Below are 14,662 nucleotides of genomic sequence, written 5' to 3' on the forward strand. Positions count from 1 at the left end.
TATAACATGTCTACGTGGGGATTCCGGCTAAAAAGGCGTCCTCTATTGAAGAAAATCCCATCAAAGACATGGTCTATGTGGGATTTTCTATTTATAACAAGCTAAAGACTGGTATACGTTTTTCCGTGGACGTAAACTTTTCGGCTCCGGCTCACTACAACTCCGTTTATGTTGCAGGTTGCTACGGCCGCGCCTTTTGGCATTAGGAAACTCGCCTCTCTCACGATCATTTTACATCTATATAGAATGAACGTAACAGTTTCTTGATTTGCACGGTTGGAGGGGTAGCCCCGGTGCTAGGTGCCATTTTCTGCGCAGTTTGTTGTTGCTTTCCACTGCAGGAGGATGGTTGTACTCTGGAGCATAAGTGCGGCATCGGTGGCCAAAAAACGCCCACTGGGTTTTCTTGACACTCCAGAGCATAAGTGCGGCATCGGTTCGGTGCACCCCTCCTGGATAAGGTGTGTGGAAAAAAGTCCAAATGCCCCATAAATTCATTTATGTGACATTTGAGAAAGAAAAATCATGATTTAAACGTGAATGCGCACATAAACGAAGTCAACTGTCACAAATTGCAGGATTTGTGACAGTTGCGTGCCGAAAGCGCCCAGTTTGCGGGCTGGATCGTCACATACGTGACCGGACAACTCACCCTTGCACCAAGTGGCGACCCTAGGTCATGACTTTTACCCTTCAGCAAATGTTTTCCGTGTTGCCCCAACCTTGCAGTGACAAACAACGATCGGCAGCGACGTTGTCGATGTGCAGCGAGATGAATTTCAACACACAATATGCAAGCACTCACCCGTAAAGACCGATCTCGGTCATCCGATTCAGTGAATTTATTTTCCTTCTACTTATTTTCCATTATATACCACGACCGGTTCACTAGCAGAAGCTGAACGACATGCATTGGTTGTCTGATTTTCAGCAACGTCGTTCACGATTCGTAATTTCCTTAATACAGCGCTATGGAAACACCCGACCCCGGTGATTTCACGTTCTATGGTCAGAGTAGGGTGTATAACTACTAATTGATGCGTTCCACCGTATATCCTCGCTCTTCAAGAAAGTCTTGAACGCCTGGCTCGATAAAAAAGTGGAATGCGCCGATGAGCGCCAAGTAGGTTTGCCCGTCATCTTCTTGCAAGATTTCATCAATAATATCCGCATTGCGCTCGTTTCGATCCCACAAATACACTCGGTCATACTCTTCCCCATACGTCACTTCTTCCCAATATTCAATTAACGGTTCTTCTTCTCCTGCTAGCCACATTTCAACCAAGTCATCCCCATCTACATCTGGCATATCGACGTCCTCGGGGTTCATCACATCTTCAAGTTGTTCAAGTTGAAGTTCGAGGGACTGCTCATTCAATGCGAGCAAGCTAATTATTTGTCCTTCAAGCTCCTCAATTTCTTTTCCGTCTTCAACGGCACGTTCGAGGTAATGCCAATCGACGCCAGCATCAAACGTCGCATTTCCTTCTTCCTCTTCTTGAAGTCCGCTCGTAATGTACCACGGTTCCAAGCTGTTGACCATCTCTTCTGGCATTCCTTGAGCTTCCATGATGGTGACGATCTCTTCATACATTTCCTCGTCAATCACATCTTCGAGCAACGTGTCGTCATCAAAGGTAATCAAATCCATCATCTCTTCTTCATTTAAGCCCCCTGACGTCCATACGGGGCCAGTCAATTTCAGGAAGCAGCACATCCGCTTCATCATAAGCGGCTTCTAGTTCTGCGTTGAGAGGTACATGTCAGCAAACGCAGTATGAATCGTGCCTTGCAAGTAGACCGTCGTATCCCCTTCCTCGATCTTCCAAAGAAAACCGCCGCCCTCCCCTTCTACGGTCTGTTCTTCTTCTGATTCAGGGGCATCTGCTTCTGCTTCTTCGGTTTGTTCCTCTTCATCCGTTGCACAAGCGGTCAAAAGTACGAGTATTCCCATTCCAGCTATCCATTTTTTCATGATCGTTCCTCCATCGTTGTTTTTCTGTTCACCCTCTATATACACAAATAAGACCCAGTCAAAACTCGAAGGTGGCCGTTCGGTTATGAAGAGTCCAAGAACGGTCGTGAAGCGGCTCAAAAAGAACGCCCCATCACATTGGATGGGGCGTTCTTTTCTGTCACGTTTTATCTTTTGAGGCTACAAAGAAGGCAATCACGATCGCTGCGATGAGCACAAGGAACGGAGCAACGAGAATGAGAAAGTCATCTAGCATCGGCTCAACCCCTCTTTCCTTTTACATACTTGTCATCAAATAAGAAGAGACGGACAAGCAAGTAGAGTGACGGCAATAACAACAACATGCCGAGGCCAAACACGACGATGAGCGAGATGGCCATCGCATCATTTGTAAAACCGTCGTAGATCGTTAAATACGGATACAAAATATATGGGTAATGGGAGATGCCGTACCCGAAGAAGGCGAACGCAAATTGTCCAATCATGAGCCAGACCGCGAGACCAAACTGTTTCGCGCGCACAATGAGCACGAGCGTCGCTACCCACAATACGAATGAAATGGCGAACATCCACCATAGATTTAGAATGCTTTCGAAGTGATGGATGTTGTGATTTCGAAGCTCCACAATGATTCCGCTTGCGGCGACAATGAGTGGCACAGACCAAATCATCGCGTACTTTCGCATGAGTGATGTGGCTTTGCCGTCGCCGGTTTTATTGGCATACCATGTGAGAAATACCGATGAAATATATAAGACAGCACGATACTCAACACGACGATCGCCACGTGAGCGGACTCGTAAATAGTCCTGTGTAATCGAGCACCGGGTTGCCATCTTCGAAATAGACAAACCCGCCTTCCGAAATCGTGAGCACGACCGATAGAGACGCAGGAATGAGAATCCCGGACACCCCATACATAAACGCATACCCTTTATGACCTTTGGCACCGTATGATTCAAACGCATAATACGAGCCGCGGATCGCAAGAAGGATAATCGAAACACTTGCTGGAATAAGCAGTATCGTTCCGAAATAATACGCACTGTCGGGGAAGAAACCAATGATCCCGACAAAGAAGAACACGAAAAACACGTTCGTAACTTCCCACACCGGCGACAAATACCGCTGAATGACTTTGCTTAAAATGTGCTGTTTGCCTGTCATAATACTATGCGTATTAAACACCCCGCTCCATAATCAATGGAGCGACGATGATATAAAAGAAAAGGAAGAGCCATAGTACGGAAATCCCTACAACTTCTAAACTCATCGCTCATCCCCTCCTGTAAACTCCTCGAGTTCTTTTTCCACCGGCTTACCGCGGAACATTTTGCGTAAGACGACGATTGTACCCACACCGAGGATGAAATAGAGCAACACGAAGCCGATGAACACAAGGTCTACATAACTGGCGGTCGTTGCCGCTTCGTCTACCGTCATAATACCTCTTAAAATCCACGGCTGACGACCGACTTCAGACATCCACCAACCTGCTTGAATCGCTAAAAATGAGAGCGGACCTCCGAGCACAATGAGCCAGCGATACCACTTTCGATCGACAAACTGCCAGTTTCTCCACTTTGCGACCACATATACGAAGGATAGCGCAAGCATGAACATCCCAATCGTCACCATCGTATCGAAGAAGTAGTGGATAATAAGTGGCGGCTGCAATTCTTCTGGGAACTCTTCCAGCCCGGTCACTTCCGCCATTGGATCGCTGTACGCAAGTATACTTAGCGCATAGGGAATTTCAATGCCGTACTGAACTTCTTGGTTGTCATCGAGTATCCCCCATAAAATGAGTGGCGCCGCTTCTTCTGTTTCGAAATGCCACTCGGCAGCGGCTAGCTTTTCCGGTTGGTGCTCTGCCAAATACTTACCGGAAAGGTCACCAATAAGTGCTGTTGCAATCGCAAAGACGAAACCAACCTTCATCATGACATTTAATGATTTTTTGTAATACGTTGTATGGCTTCCCTTCAGCAGGCGAAACGCCGCAATTGCTGCCAACATAAAGGCGACCGTCATATATGCGGTTGCAAGAACGTGGGTAACCTTCGTTGGCATAGAGAGCGTGAACATCGCCAGCAACGGGTTAATGTCAACCATTTCTCCGTTTACGAGTTCAAAACCGCCAGGTGAATTCATAAACGAGTTCACAACTGTAATAAAGAACGCACTCATTGCCCCACCGATCGCAACAGGCACAAGTAACAACAAATGCTTTCTTTGATCATCAAAGCGGTCCCAAGTATATAAATAGATTCCTAGAAATATAGCTTCAAAGAAAAACGCGAACACTTCCATAAATAGTGGAAGGGCAATAATATGTCCAGCAAGCTGCATAAAGTTCGGCCATAAAAGCGCGAGTTGCAAACCAATCGCAGTACCCGTGACGACGCCGACCGCAACGGTGACGACGAACCCTTTGGCAAGCCTTCTAGCCATAAGGATGTAGTGAATATCATCTTTACGGATTCCTAGCCAATGAAAGAGCATAATCATGAGTGGCAGCCCGACACCCACAGTCGCATAAAATATATGAAAAGACAGTGTCAATAACGTTAACAGTCGACTCATCAAAACCGGATCATCAATAAACATCTGCTGCCTCCTTTTTCGATACGACCCGAAAAAGATTGTGCACAACTTCACAATCTTTTAGTTTTATTATACCAGCTGTATATGTAGGATGACATGTGTATGGTTTGACTATTTTATGAATGTCTAGACACAGTTTTAAAATTTGTCACTCGTCGTCATCATCTAGCTATACCCGTTTTTATTTACACGGTACACCTGCAAATTTGAACGTGTAGGCAGCGCAGCATGTGACCAGGTGGAATTTACGGTTCCTACCGCTTAGAAACGTGAATAAAACCAGCTCATGCAATGTTGTACGAGCTGGTTTTATTGGGGTGTGAATGCTTTTTACATGGATGTGCACGTTTTAGACACGAGAGCGCACCTTTTCGACAAAGAAGTGCACCTTTCCGACACCGATGTGCTCACTTTCGACAAAGAAGTGCACCTTTTCGACACCGATGTGCTCACTTTCGACACGGGAGTTGGTATTGTACCTAAGAGGTAGACCCATACTGGTTGTATTTGTGACACGCGTAGCTGTGGGGCGACGCGCAAACGGCATGTGCTCGCTTTCGACATGGATATGCACGCTTTCGACACCGATGTGCTCACTTTCGACACCACAGTGCACGCTTCCCACCGCGCACCCTCTCGCTCCGCACCTTGCACAGGAACGTCCCTGTTCTTAGTGGCTAGCCAACCCTTTATTCCACCAACTTGCTGCAATATCTACTTCTTTATTCGTTAACTCATGACCGTGATCGGTGAGTTCCACAGTTACATCCGCACCGAAGGTTTCTAATTGCTGTCTAAGGGCATATGCCTCTCCTGGCGGGGTAATTGCATCTCGAGATCCACTCGTCATGAAAATTGGCATCCCGCTAAGATCACTTCGCTCGGCTTCAGGGTACAGATGGCTCGGGTGAAAAAGGAGAGCCGATGAAAAGAGCTCGGGTTGCTGAAGAATCATGTTTACGGCCAAGTTCGCACCATTTGAATAGCCTAACAGATGAATATGTTTGCGGTTCACTTGGTTATGCTGGACGTAATCTTCAATGACGTGTAGTACCTCTTCGGTACGTTGATTGATTTCTTCTCTATCAAACTTTCCGTCTGTCTGCCGCTCAAAATGACGAAACCCACCGTGGTCACGCACTGACCCGCGTATTCCTAACACTGACTGCCTTACGTCAATTTCCCCTACAACGCTGAGTAAGTCGCTTTCTCTCCCCCCACTTCCGTGAAGTAGCACAAATGTGTGTGGGTGATCCGTACTCTTATGAAAAAAATGCTTCATCGTTATCGCTCCTTCCCGTTTGACTTTCTATCAGTTTACATTTAAACTGACAATAAATCAACTGTGAGGTGAAAGGTATGAAATTACGCGGTCAACACCATATTTCATCGTTAACAAAAGATGCGAAAAAGAATCTTGCCTTTTATCGGAATGTACTCGGAATGAAACTCGTAAAGAAAACCGTCAACCAAGACAACACGTCGTTTTATCACTTATTTTATGCTGATGAACAAGGTACCCCAGGCACTGAGGTTACATTTTTTGAGATTCCAAACCTCGCCCAAAAACATGACGGCACAAACACCATTAACGACATATCTTTACGCGTGTCTTCCGTCGCTGCGCTTTCATTTTGGAAAACTCGCTTTGAAAGGTACCAAGTGACGCACAATGAAGTCCAAACGATGAACGACACCGCTGTACTTCCTTTTCAAGACCCTGAAGGCACAAGATGCTTCTCGTTGCCGACAGCGACTTGGACGACAAACGGGAATCGTCTTCACCTGAAGAGATCCCGGATGACTACAACATCTTAGGCTAGGTCCTGTGCGCTTGAAAGTTCAATACGTAGAGCCGACGAGCGACGTATTAACTGACGTGCTCGGCTTCACGAAAAAAGGCGAATATAAAAACGGTGAGCATCGAGTTTTTGTATTTGAAGCAGACCAGGCAGGTTTATCAGGACAAGTACATGTCGAAGAAGATAAGACCTCACCAAAAGCAAGAGAAGGAAGAGGCAGTGTGCACCACGTCGCATTTCGAGTAGAAACCGAAGAAGAACTCCAGCAGTGGGTAAAACGAATTGAAGATGAAGGCTTTCAAACGTCAGGCTTTGTCGACAGGTATTATTTCCGTTCTCTCTATTTCAGAGAACCCAACGGTATTCTGTACGAACTGGCGACGGATGGACCAGGCTTTGCAATCGACGAACCCGTTGATCAATTAGGAAAATCTCTTTCTCTCCCTGACTTTCTTGAACCCAACCGAAAGGAAATTGAAGCAAAACTCCAGCCGCTGCAAACGTAATGACCGGCCGCCCGTACGTGGGCGGTTTTTTACGTTCATAAATTCGGCCATGCCCCGAACACATTTTCCAATTTTCTTAGCGTATAAATAAAAGAAATCCTCGTCATAAGGAGGTTCGAATGAATAAGCTACACAAGTACTTTGAATCGAATGACGGACGATTAATTCATAAATGGATCCATTACTTTGACATTTATGAGCGCCATTTTGATCGTTTTGTCGGAACAGACGTTAACATTTTGGAAGTCGGTGTGTCACACGGGGGGTCGCTTCAAATGTGGAAAGAATACTTCGGAAAAGGTGCCACCATCTACGGACTAGACATTAACCCCGTGTGCAAATCCTTTGAAGAAGAGCAAGTGAACATTATTATTGGCGACCAAGGCAATCGCACCTTTTGGCAATCCATTAAGCCTACCTTACCGGAAATGGACATCATTATTGATGACGGCGGGCACTTCATGCACCAACAGATCATCACCTTTGAAGAAATGTATCCATTGTTGTCTGCAAATGGCGTCTTCCTCATCGAAGACTTGCACACAAGTTACATGGAGGAATACGGCGGAGGATATGAAAACCCAAACAATTTCATTGAATATTCAAAGCCGTTCATTGATCAATTGCATGCGTGGTACTCAAGGGACTCACGTTTAGCTGTGACTGATTTTTCTAGATCTGCGTGGTCGATGAGCTATTACGACAGCATTCTCGTGATCGAGAAACGTCCGAAGCAGCCCCCTTACGACAAGATGACCGGCAAACCCTCTTGGTAACTTTATTGTTGCGCGCAAACGTTTACGATTGCGTGCAACCGTAGGTTTGGACAAGCACGGCTTGAGGTAATGTAAAATCATAGGAGGGTTGCAGGATGAGTAAATTTTATGATGACATCGATTTCCACAATACCGATTTCCGTAAACATCCGGAACGTTACCGGGTCGGCAGGGGCGAGCAAGGTGTGCTTCTTGTCGAGCCTTATAAAAGTGAAATCTTGCCAAATTGGCGATTTAAAAGCGTGCCCATTGCCGAGGAGTCGTCGGAGAAGATATATGAGCAATACGCCCAGTACAAAAAAGCAGGCGATTTTGTCGGAATGGATATGGCGAGAAAGTTTTTACAAATGGCTACACACGCGCCCGACGGTACGCCAATTATCCAGGAGGCAAGAAGTATAGCAAGAATGGCGAAGTGAACGAGAGAAAAATTGATGAGGAAAAAGCAGCCGCAGCGGCTATTTTTGAGAAAAAATGGGTCTCAGTGCGGGAAGACGAAGAGTATTTGCAGTTGAAGCACGAACACCAAAAAAAGTACGGGTAGTAAACACCTTCCAAAGTGCTCCGCTTCCTCGTCGTGAGGCGTCACAAGACACGAACCGTCCCAATTGCGCTAAAAAACACCGTAAAATAGAAATTTCTCATTTTAGGTGTAGCCGCCATCCATCACATTCGTTTGACCTGTAATTCCTTGTGACGCTTCATCCGCTAAGAACAGTGCGTAATGGGCGATCTCTTTGGGTTGGAGTAATCGTTGCTGCGGAATTAACGGGTAAAACTTTTTCTCGAGTACTTCTTCTTCTGAAACGTTCATTTCACTAGCAAGGTCATCGAGTTGCTTTTGTACGAGATCGGTTCGAACATACCCAGGGCAAAGGCGTTCACGGTAATTCCTTCTGCCGCACACTCTAGCGCCGTCACTTTCGTCAAACCGACGAGCCCGTGCTTTGCACTATTGTATGCTGATTTGCCCGCATACCCTATGAGACCATTAATGCTCGCCATGTTAATGATGCGGCCGTACTGTTGCTGCTTCATCATTGGCAGTACTGCCTTCGTCAATCGAAACGGACCCGTAAGCATCACATCAATCATCGTTTCAAATGTTTTCGTTGGAAACGTTTCAACCGGAGATACGTGTTGCATGCCTGCATTATTCAGCAGTATATCCAACCGTCCGAACCGCTCTACTGTTTGCTGAACCGTCTGCTCAATCTCCGATTCATCCTGCACATCACATACTAATGCAAGCACGTCCTTGCCTCTCCCTCGCAACTGCTTAGCTCGATCATGAAGTAACGACTCATTGCGGTCAGTCAACACGACGTTCGCACCCGCATCAGCGAACCGATTGGCGATCTCCCAACCTAAGCCATTTGCTGCCCCTGTAATTAGCGCTGTTCTCCCTTGTAACTGATTCACATCCATTCCCCCGTTTCGATAACTTCACTCTACAGAGTATAATCAAACCGAATCGTTTATATGTTTTTGACGTACACATATTGTTCTCCGATCGGTCCTTCGATCCGACGTTCAGAATCTGTAAATCCAACGCGTTTGTATACCATTTGTGCTGCAATATTTCGATGATTTACAGCTAGTACTACTTGGTCACACCCTGGGAACTCTTCTCGAACAAACGCTGGCAATTGGTTCATGCTCTTCTTCGCGATACCTTTGCCTTGCTGTTTGTAATCAATGGACAAAGCTGTAAGTAACATCGCATGAGGATTATCGGTGTATTCTTGCACTCTCTTTGTGGCGTGCAATAAGAAGAAACCGACAGGTTCATTATCTTGTAAAATGACAATACGATACTGACCTTTCTGAACCTCACCCATTGCAGAAGGTAAAGATGTAAACTTCTCTTGCTCAGACGGAAGTTCAAATTCGTTTAATTTTTTCTCATGTTGATTAGAATAAAACTTTAGTGCCACATCTGTTTCCATACATGAACCTCCAACATAGCGTCATTGTACTCATTATACCAAATTTGTAGTTTGACACTTTATTTTTCTTCAGTTACATCAAAGATATTAAAGACTCTATATATCTACAATAAAGGAGACCGACAATTGCATTCACATCATGAACGTTTACAAAGAAAGATTGAAGCACTTGAAAATCAAGACAGAACACAAAAGCTGCCTGCCGACCAGTTATTGGACCGTTTGCACATCAAGCCTGCGGCAAACATCCTTGACCTCGGAGCGGGCACTGGCTACTTAACACTACCGGTTGCGGATCGTACAGCTGGTACAGTATATGCCCTTGACCGTGATGAAAACATTCTAGCCTACCTTTCGCAAAAGGCAAAGGAACAAAACCATCATAATATTACCCCAATAACGGGCGATTTCACATCCATCCCTCTTGGAGATGAAACGGTGGATACAACGCTCGCTTCCATCTCGCTTCATGAGACCCAACAATTGCCCGACGTATTGAAAGAGATTCACCGTGTTCTACAAAATGACGGACAGTTCCTCTGCTTAGAGCTGGAACACACCTCTTCATCCTCTGGACCACGGGTATCGTCTGAGCAAATGTCATCTGCCATCATGGCTGCTGGCTTTGAAATCGTTGAGCAACTACCCCTCGACTTCAGAATGGGTGGAGACCCTGCTTACCTTATTATTGCGCGGAGATAAGTTCCGACATCGGAGCGACTCGCGCAGGGCCAGGCGGGGACAGCATACCAGAGGGTGTTGAGACGTCAGCAAATCTGCGCGCAAGTTGGGACAAACTGCGCTCTAGTTTCGCAAAATCAGCACTAAAATCGCTAAAATGAGCAAACTTGCTCGCAGAATGGGTAAACTCGCGCGCAGAATAGGGCACGTCTCCCTGCCCAATGCCCCCGATTTCGAAGTGCGAAAATGCTATCGGTGCGACACTCGCAGAGCCACCCCAGGCGGGGAACGGCATGTCGAAGTGTTCCTATCACAAATACAGATAATGGCTCGTATTCGTGGAGCGATGCTGTGCAAGACGAGAAAACCCAAACGAAGTGTAAAATCGATCGGCTTTTTTTGAATCGGTATACAGCGTCAGAACGTCATAGTTTGGCTTTGCATACTGAATGATTGACTCGAGCATCAGTGTGCCTGTGCCTTTCCTCCGATACGGCCGAGACACGTAAAAACGGCGCAACCGACCGACCCTTGTTGCGTCGCAATAAGGGTCGGTATTCAGGCCGGCAATGGCGATGAGCTGACCGTCACTCGCATAAGCCCCGACTAAACATTCGCCGAGCTGGTCAAACCGGTTTGTTCCTTCTTCATAATCACGCAGTAACCGTCTAATGAACCGAAACCCCTCTCGTTGGCTTTCATCGACTAACAGAGAAAGCATAGAGAGAGAAACACGGTCTAACTTTCTCACCGTAACCACAAGCTTTACTCGTTCCTTTCGATCAATTGTTCAGTAAAGCCAAGCATCTCTTCATCGCTGATGTCTGTGTCGAAATAGAAGATGATCCACCCATGATCATTCATGTTTACAAGGTGGTTCGTATAATTGTCGGGCCCAAATTCACCGACAGAAACCGAATGGCCGGCAATCTCTATCTCTTCGCTTTCGGTTAGCGCTGTTTCAAACTCTTGAATTTGGACTTGAATTGCGGTTTCCCCAACGAACCCTTCATACAAACTCTCAAATTCATTCGTCTCTGGAAACTCAGGTGCAGGCTCATCGGAATCAGGCTCCCCGTAGTTGATCGAAAGCGTATCAAAGCTTTCAGACCCTTGGATATACGCAGATAAAATCTCAAACTGGTCATGTTCAGCAATGGTTGCGTTAAATTCGCTTTCTTCAATTTGTTCGTTAATTTCAGCTACTGGGTCTTCACCCGCTGTAGCGCAGCCTGTGAGCATCAGGGTAAGCAACGGAAGAGTTATCCATCGCATCGGGTATCGTCTCCTTTTGCAAGTAGTAATACTCGCATACCCTTTATTCATACAATTAACCCTTTTTTGAACTTACTTGAAATGTAAACACCGATCCACCTACGAACAGACAGCTACTCACGACCCACTCCATCACTGTGACGGGCAGTCCCGGAAAAACGATAAACACCGAGCCGCTCAACAAACCAAAAATGGCAGCATAGGTTGTTCTTCGGTACCGAGTAAGAATAAATCGGACCACTTTGCCCATGATGAGAATGCCAACGACGACCCCCGAACCGATCGCGATAACAACCGGTAGCTCAAACGTTGTGAGCGCCAACAGTGCCGTTTCATACACGCCTAAAATGACGAGAATGAGCGCACCACTCATCCCTGGCAACACAAGCGCCGTACTCGCAAACCAACCGGCAATAAATAAATACACGTAATCACTGAAGGTAAGTTCCATCATGACTCGTGCGTCTGCCCCGACGACCCCATTCAACATAACGAGAAAAAGGATACAGCCGATCATGAGCATCACCTGGGGAAAGCTGTACACTTGCTGCCTCACTGAAGCGAGCCCGTCCCGCCAAATAAATGGCAACATTCCAACGATCAGCCCGATAAATAGAAAACCGATCGGTATCGGAAAATGCTCTAATAGATAGCTAATAACGGAAATCGTTAAACCAAGTCCGACAAGAATGCCGACCCCGATTGGCAAAAGAAAGCGAATCGCTCTCTTATATTCGTTCGTTGTGAGGGTGTGAATGGCGTGGATCACGTTTTCATAGATGCCTAACAGCATAGCAATGGTGCTGCTACTCACTCCTGGAACGGTCTCAACGACGCCCATCATCATCCCTTTTACTGTATTTCTCCAGTTCAACGTACCCCCTCCATCATGACCGCCACCGAGCAAATCCGCCTTCGGTGTTCATAATCTGACCGGTGATCCATGACGCCTCTTCCGTGAGAAGCCAGGAGATAAGCCGTGCCGGGTCTTCGGGTTCACCGAATCGGTCAAATGAGAACTTCGTGCGTGTTTCCTCCCACAACTGATCGTTCAGATAGCCGGTATTGACCGGTCCTGGGTTCACCGTGTTCACGCAAATGTTCTGGTCGGCGAGTTGGTCAGCGAGCGTGAGTGTAATGTCTGCAAGCGCTCCTTTGGCGAGTGCATAGGCAACTTCACCGGGCATCGGTCCTTGTCGTTGACCTGAGGTCATGAAAATGATCTTCCCTCGGCCTCTCGTCGGATCGTATTGCTCGGCAAACGCCTGCGCCAACAATACGGATGATCTCGTATTCACTTTCCAGTGATTGTCTAGCATCTGCGCCGTAAGATTGCCGAGTGGGCCATCTCCACCTGACCGTGCATGATTACAGACGATCGCGTCAATAGCACCATGCTCTTTGACGACCGTTTTAATGAGCGTTTCTGCGCTGTCTTCCTGGAGGAAATTGCTATGATAATGGCCGAACCGCGCACTAGGGATCATCTCTTGTTGAATTCCTGCAACCACTGCCTCGAGATGATCTGCACCCCACGCTTGCTCTTCATCGTGAGTGCGAAAATGTTGAATTATAATGGATGCTCCGTAAGCGGCACACTGCTTTGCAATCGCATAACCAATGCCAGCTCTACGACTCACACCTGTAATGAGTACGGTCTTTCCTTGTAACGGGTAAGGGTTTCTTTTTTGCGGTTTCAAACTTCCACCTCTTTCGAAATCTTTGCATACACACACGTATCTCTCATTTCACGGGGGTCAAAGGCGGCAGTGTCGTCATTTCTTAAGATTCCTTCCAGCATAAACCCTGCCTTCTCCGGAATAGCGCGACTTCTTTGATTGATTCGGTCACAGCGAATTTCAACTCTTCTCGCACGGAGTTGGTCGAACGCAAATTGCGTAATCCCAGCAACGGCCTCTGATATGTACCCTTGTCCACGTTGCCTTGTATCGACCCAATAGCCGATTTCAAACTTCCGGACAGCCCAATCAATCCGATGTAGTCCTGATACACCTACAAGTCGGCTCGTATCTTTTCTAAATAGTAGAAATCGCAAGTCTTCCCTTTTCAAAAAATTGATGTGCGCTTCTCGGAGATCAAGCTCAACATCCTCCAGCGTACACTCCTTTTGTGCAAACGGTAGCCAACGTTTTAGTTCTGATTTTGAAGCACGTATCGCATCGTAAACAGCTTCACCATCCCCGGGCAGCGGTAGACGAAGCAACAGCCGGTCGGTCTCAAATTGTTGCGGAAAATCAAGCAATAACGGATTCAACGGCCCCACCCTTTCACGTATTCCTAGTATATCATTTTTAAAAAATAAATGTATAATGAACTTGACAAAAAGTAAAGTTAACCATACATTAATAATTAGGTGATACGATGAAAATTCGAAATCGAGTGAAAGAGCTCCGTGCCAGAGACCAATTCACGCAAGGAGATTTAGCACAGGCCGTTGGCGTGACACGCCAAACGATCGTCGCTTTAGAAAAAGACAATTACACCCCTTCGCTCATCTTGGCGATGCGAATTGCAGAAGTGTTCGAATTACCCGTTGAACAAATATTTACATTGGAAAAAGAGGAGGAAACGACATGAAGATTGTTTGGGGACTCGTTTGTTCATTTGTAACGTTATTTTTGTTCGGCTGGAGCTTGGTTGCCATCTTTAACTTTGTCCACGAATTTGTAGGCTCCATTCAACAACCATCACTCGCAGCTTCCGCTTCATTAGACTTGATGCCTATTGTTTTGATTGCAATTTTCGCAGCCGTCCAGTTTTTCATCGCAAGGGCGAAAAAAATCCCATACCGTAAGTCGGTATGGCTCCCGGCAGAGATTGAAGAAACCGACGAACGAGAGAAAACCATTACACAAAAAGCGAGCCGAGCCTCTTACGTAAGCATGTACTATGCCGTACCACTCGCTGGTGCGCTCATTACGCTATATCCACTCGTGATGACGAGCTACATATTTTCCTGTGTTGATCGTCATGCTCATTCCTCTCGTTCAAGTGATTGTGTATGCCATTACTTGGAACCGGGCGTATTATGCGGTCTAACTCATTGATTTGCGATGTGGCCTCCTTCGAC

16 protein-coding genes and 4 pseudogenes are annotated in these 14,662 nt (G+C 46.4%); 6 read left to right on the top strand and 14 right to left on the bottom strand.

Annotated elements, in window-relative coordinates:
* Positions 1 to 1,030: 1,030 nt before the first annotated feature.
* The 7 genes and pseudogenes from JCM19037_RS10270 to JCM19037_RS10295 all read right to left on the bottom strand — a co-directional run bounded on the left by JCM19037_RS10270 (position 1,031) and on the right by JCM19037_RS10295 (position 5,864).
* On the bottom strand, positions 1,031 to 1,729 hold the full coding sequence (locus JCM19037_RS10270; RefSeq protein ID WP_081829218.1) for a TraB/GumN family protein: 699 nt from the start codon (positions 1,727 to 1,729) through the stop codon (positions 1,031 to 1,033).
* 9 nt (positions 1,730 to 1,738) lie between these two features.
* Entirely contained in the window at positions 1,739 to 1,975 is a 237-nt protein-coding gene (locus JCM19037_RS10275; protein WP_152549028.1) for a hypothetical protein, read from the bottom strand.
* 160 nt (positions 1,976 to 2,135) lie between these two features.
* Positions 2,136 to 2,231: a hypothetical protein gene (locus JCM19037_RS30055; RefSeq protein WP_373900729.1), complete on the bottom strand. Its 96-nt coding sequence runs from the start codon at positions 2,229 to 2,231 to the stop codon at positions 2,136 to 2,138.
* A 4-nt stretch (positions 2,232 to 2,235) separates the two neighbouring features.
* A pseudogene (locus tag JCM19037_RS10280) lies at positions 2,236 to 3,248 on the bottom strand (cytochrome d ubiquinol oxidase subunit II).
* The gene (locus tag JCM19037_RS10285; protein WP_042400687.1) at positions 3,245 to 4,585 is read right to left on the bottom strand and encodes a cytochrome ubiquinol oxidase subunit I; all 1,341 of its coding nucleotides are present in this window, start codon (positions 4,583 to 4,585) and stop codon (positions 3,245 to 3,247) included. Before JCM19037_RS10285 ends, JCM19037_RS10280 begins: the two are co-directional and overlap by 4 nt.
* Positions 4,586 to 4,931: 346 nt before the next feature.
* A complete protein-coding gene (locus JCM19037_RS10290; protein WP_042400691.1) occupies positions 4,932 to 5,207 on the bottom strand; it encodes a hypothetical protein in 276 nt (91 codons plus the stop codon).
* 45 nt (positions 5,208 to 5,252) lie between these two features.
* Entirely contained in the window at positions 5,253 to 5,864 is a 612-nt protein-coding gene (locus tag JCM19037_RS10295; RefSeq protein WP_042400694.1) for an alpha/beta hydrolase, read from the bottom strand.
* A gap of 77 nt (positions 5,865 to 5,941) precedes the next feature.
* Between JCM19037_RS10295 and JCM19037_RS10300 the strand changes: the two are divergent.
* From JCM19037_RS10300 to JCM19037_RS10310, 3 genes and pseudogenes are all read left to right on the top strand, one after another.
* Positions 5,942 to 6,890, top strand: a pseudogene (locus JCM19037_RS10300) (ring-cleaving dioxygenase).
* A gap of 119 nt (positions 6,891 to 7,009) precedes the next feature.
* Positions 7,010 to 7,666, top strand: a complete 657-nt coding sequence (locus JCM19037_RS10305) for a class I SAM-dependent methyltransferase (RefSeq protein ID WP_042400697.1) — start codon at positions 7,010 to 7,012, stop codon at positions 7,664 to 7,666.
* A 95-nt stretch (positions 7,667 to 7,761) separates the two neighbouring features.
* Positions 7,762 to 8,210, top strand: a pseudogene (locus JCM19037_RS10310) (DUF4385 domain-containing protein).
* Positions 8,211 to 8,312: 102 nt separating this feature from the next.
* Here the strand turns inward: JCM19037_RS10310 and JCM19037_RS10315 are convergent.
* Together JCM19037_RS10315 and JCM19037_RS10320 are read right to left on the bottom strand one after the other, a co-directional pair.
* Positions 8,313 to 9,094, bottom strand: a pseudogene (locus JCM19037_RS10315) (3-hydroxybutyrate dehydrogenase).
* A 50-nt stretch (positions 9,095 to 9,144) separates the two neighbouring features.
* Positions 9,145 to 9,615 (bottom strand): GNAT family N-acetyltransferase, encoded by a 471-nt coding sequence (locus JCM19037_RS10320; RefSeq protein WP_042400701.1) that lies wholly within the window; start codon positions 9,613 to 9,615, stop codon positions 9,145 to 9,147.
* A 126-nt stretch (positions 9,616 to 9,741) separates the two neighbouring features.
* On the opposite strand from JCM19037_RS10320, the gene JCM19037_RS10325 reads away from it, so the two are divergent.
* Complete coding sequence (locus JCM19037_RS10325) at positions 9,742 to 10,317, top strand: class I SAM-dependent methyltransferase (RefSeq protein WP_042400704.1); 576 nt, start codon at positions 9,742 to 9,744, stop codon at positions 10,315 to 10,317.
* 289 nt (positions 10,318 to 10,606) lie between these two features.
* On the opposite strand, the gene JCM19037_RS10335 is transcribed toward JCM19037_RS10325, so the two are convergent.
* From JCM19037_RS10335 to JCM19037_RS10355, 5 genes are read right to left on the bottom strand one after another with little or no spacing between them, the layout of a single operon-like run.
* Positions 10,607 to 11,056, bottom strand: coding sequence for a GNAT family N-acetyltransferase (locus JCM19037_RS10335; RefSeq protein ID WP_052363779.1), 450 nt, complete (start codon positions 11,054 to 11,056; stop codon positions 10,607 to 10,609).
* Positions 11,057 to 11,061: 5 nt separating this feature from the next.
* Positions 11,062 to 11,571: a hypothetical protein gene (locus JCM19037_RS10340; RefSeq protein WP_042400711.1), complete on the bottom strand. Its 510-nt coding sequence runs from the start codon at positions 11,569 to 11,571 to the stop codon at positions 11,062 to 11,064.
* Positions 11,572 to 11,626: 55 nt separating this feature from the next.
* Positions 11,627 to 12,445 (bottom strand): DUF368 domain-containing protein, encoded by an 819-nt coding sequence (locus tag JCM19037_RS10345; RefSeq protein ID WP_238544662.1) that lies wholly within the window; start codon positions 12,443 to 12,445, stop codon positions 11,627 to 11,629.
* Between the two features lie 13 nt (positions 12,446 to 12,458).
* Complete coding sequence (locus tag JCM19037_RS10350; RefSeq protein WP_042400714.1) at positions 12,459 to 13,271, bottom strand: SDR family oxidoreductase; 813 nt, start codon at positions 13,269 to 13,271, stop codon at positions 12,459 to 12,461.
* The gene (locus JCM19037_RS10355) at positions 13,268 to 13,846 is read right to left on the bottom strand and encodes a GNAT family N-acetyltransferase (RefSeq protein WP_042400718.1); all 579 of its coding nucleotides are present in this window, start codon (positions 13,844 to 13,846) and stop codon (positions 13,268 to 13,270) included. The genes JCM19037_RS10350 and JCM19037_RS10355 overlap by 4 nt, the downstream gene beginning before the upstream one ends.
* A 107-nt stretch (positions 13,847 to 13,953) precedes the next feature.
* Between JCM19037_RS10355 and JCM19037_RS10360 the strand changes: the two genes are divergently transcribed.
* Both JCM19037_RS10360 and JCM19037_RS10365 read left to right on the top strand, forming a co-directional pair.
* Positions 13,954 to 14,169, top strand: a complete 216-nt coding sequence (locus tag JCM19037_RS10360) for a helix-turn-helix transcriptional regulator (RefSeq protein WP_042400720.1) — start codon at positions 13,954 to 13,956, stop codon at positions 14,167 to 14,169.
* Positions 14,166 to 14,639: a hypothetical protein gene (locus JCM19037_RS10365; protein ID WP_052363781.1), complete on the top strand. Its 474-nt coding sequence runs from the start codon at positions 14,166 to 14,168 to the stop codon at positions 14,637 to 14,639. The genes JCM19037_RS10360 and JCM19037_RS10365 overlap by 4 nt, the downstream gene beginning before the upstream one ends.
* Positions 14,640 to 14,662 lie beyond the last annotated feature (23 nt).

The organism is Geomicrobium sp. JCM 19037, from assembly GCF_000698105.1.
Lineage (GTDB): Bacteria > Bacillota > Bacilli > Bacillales > Marinococcaceae > Geomicrobium_A.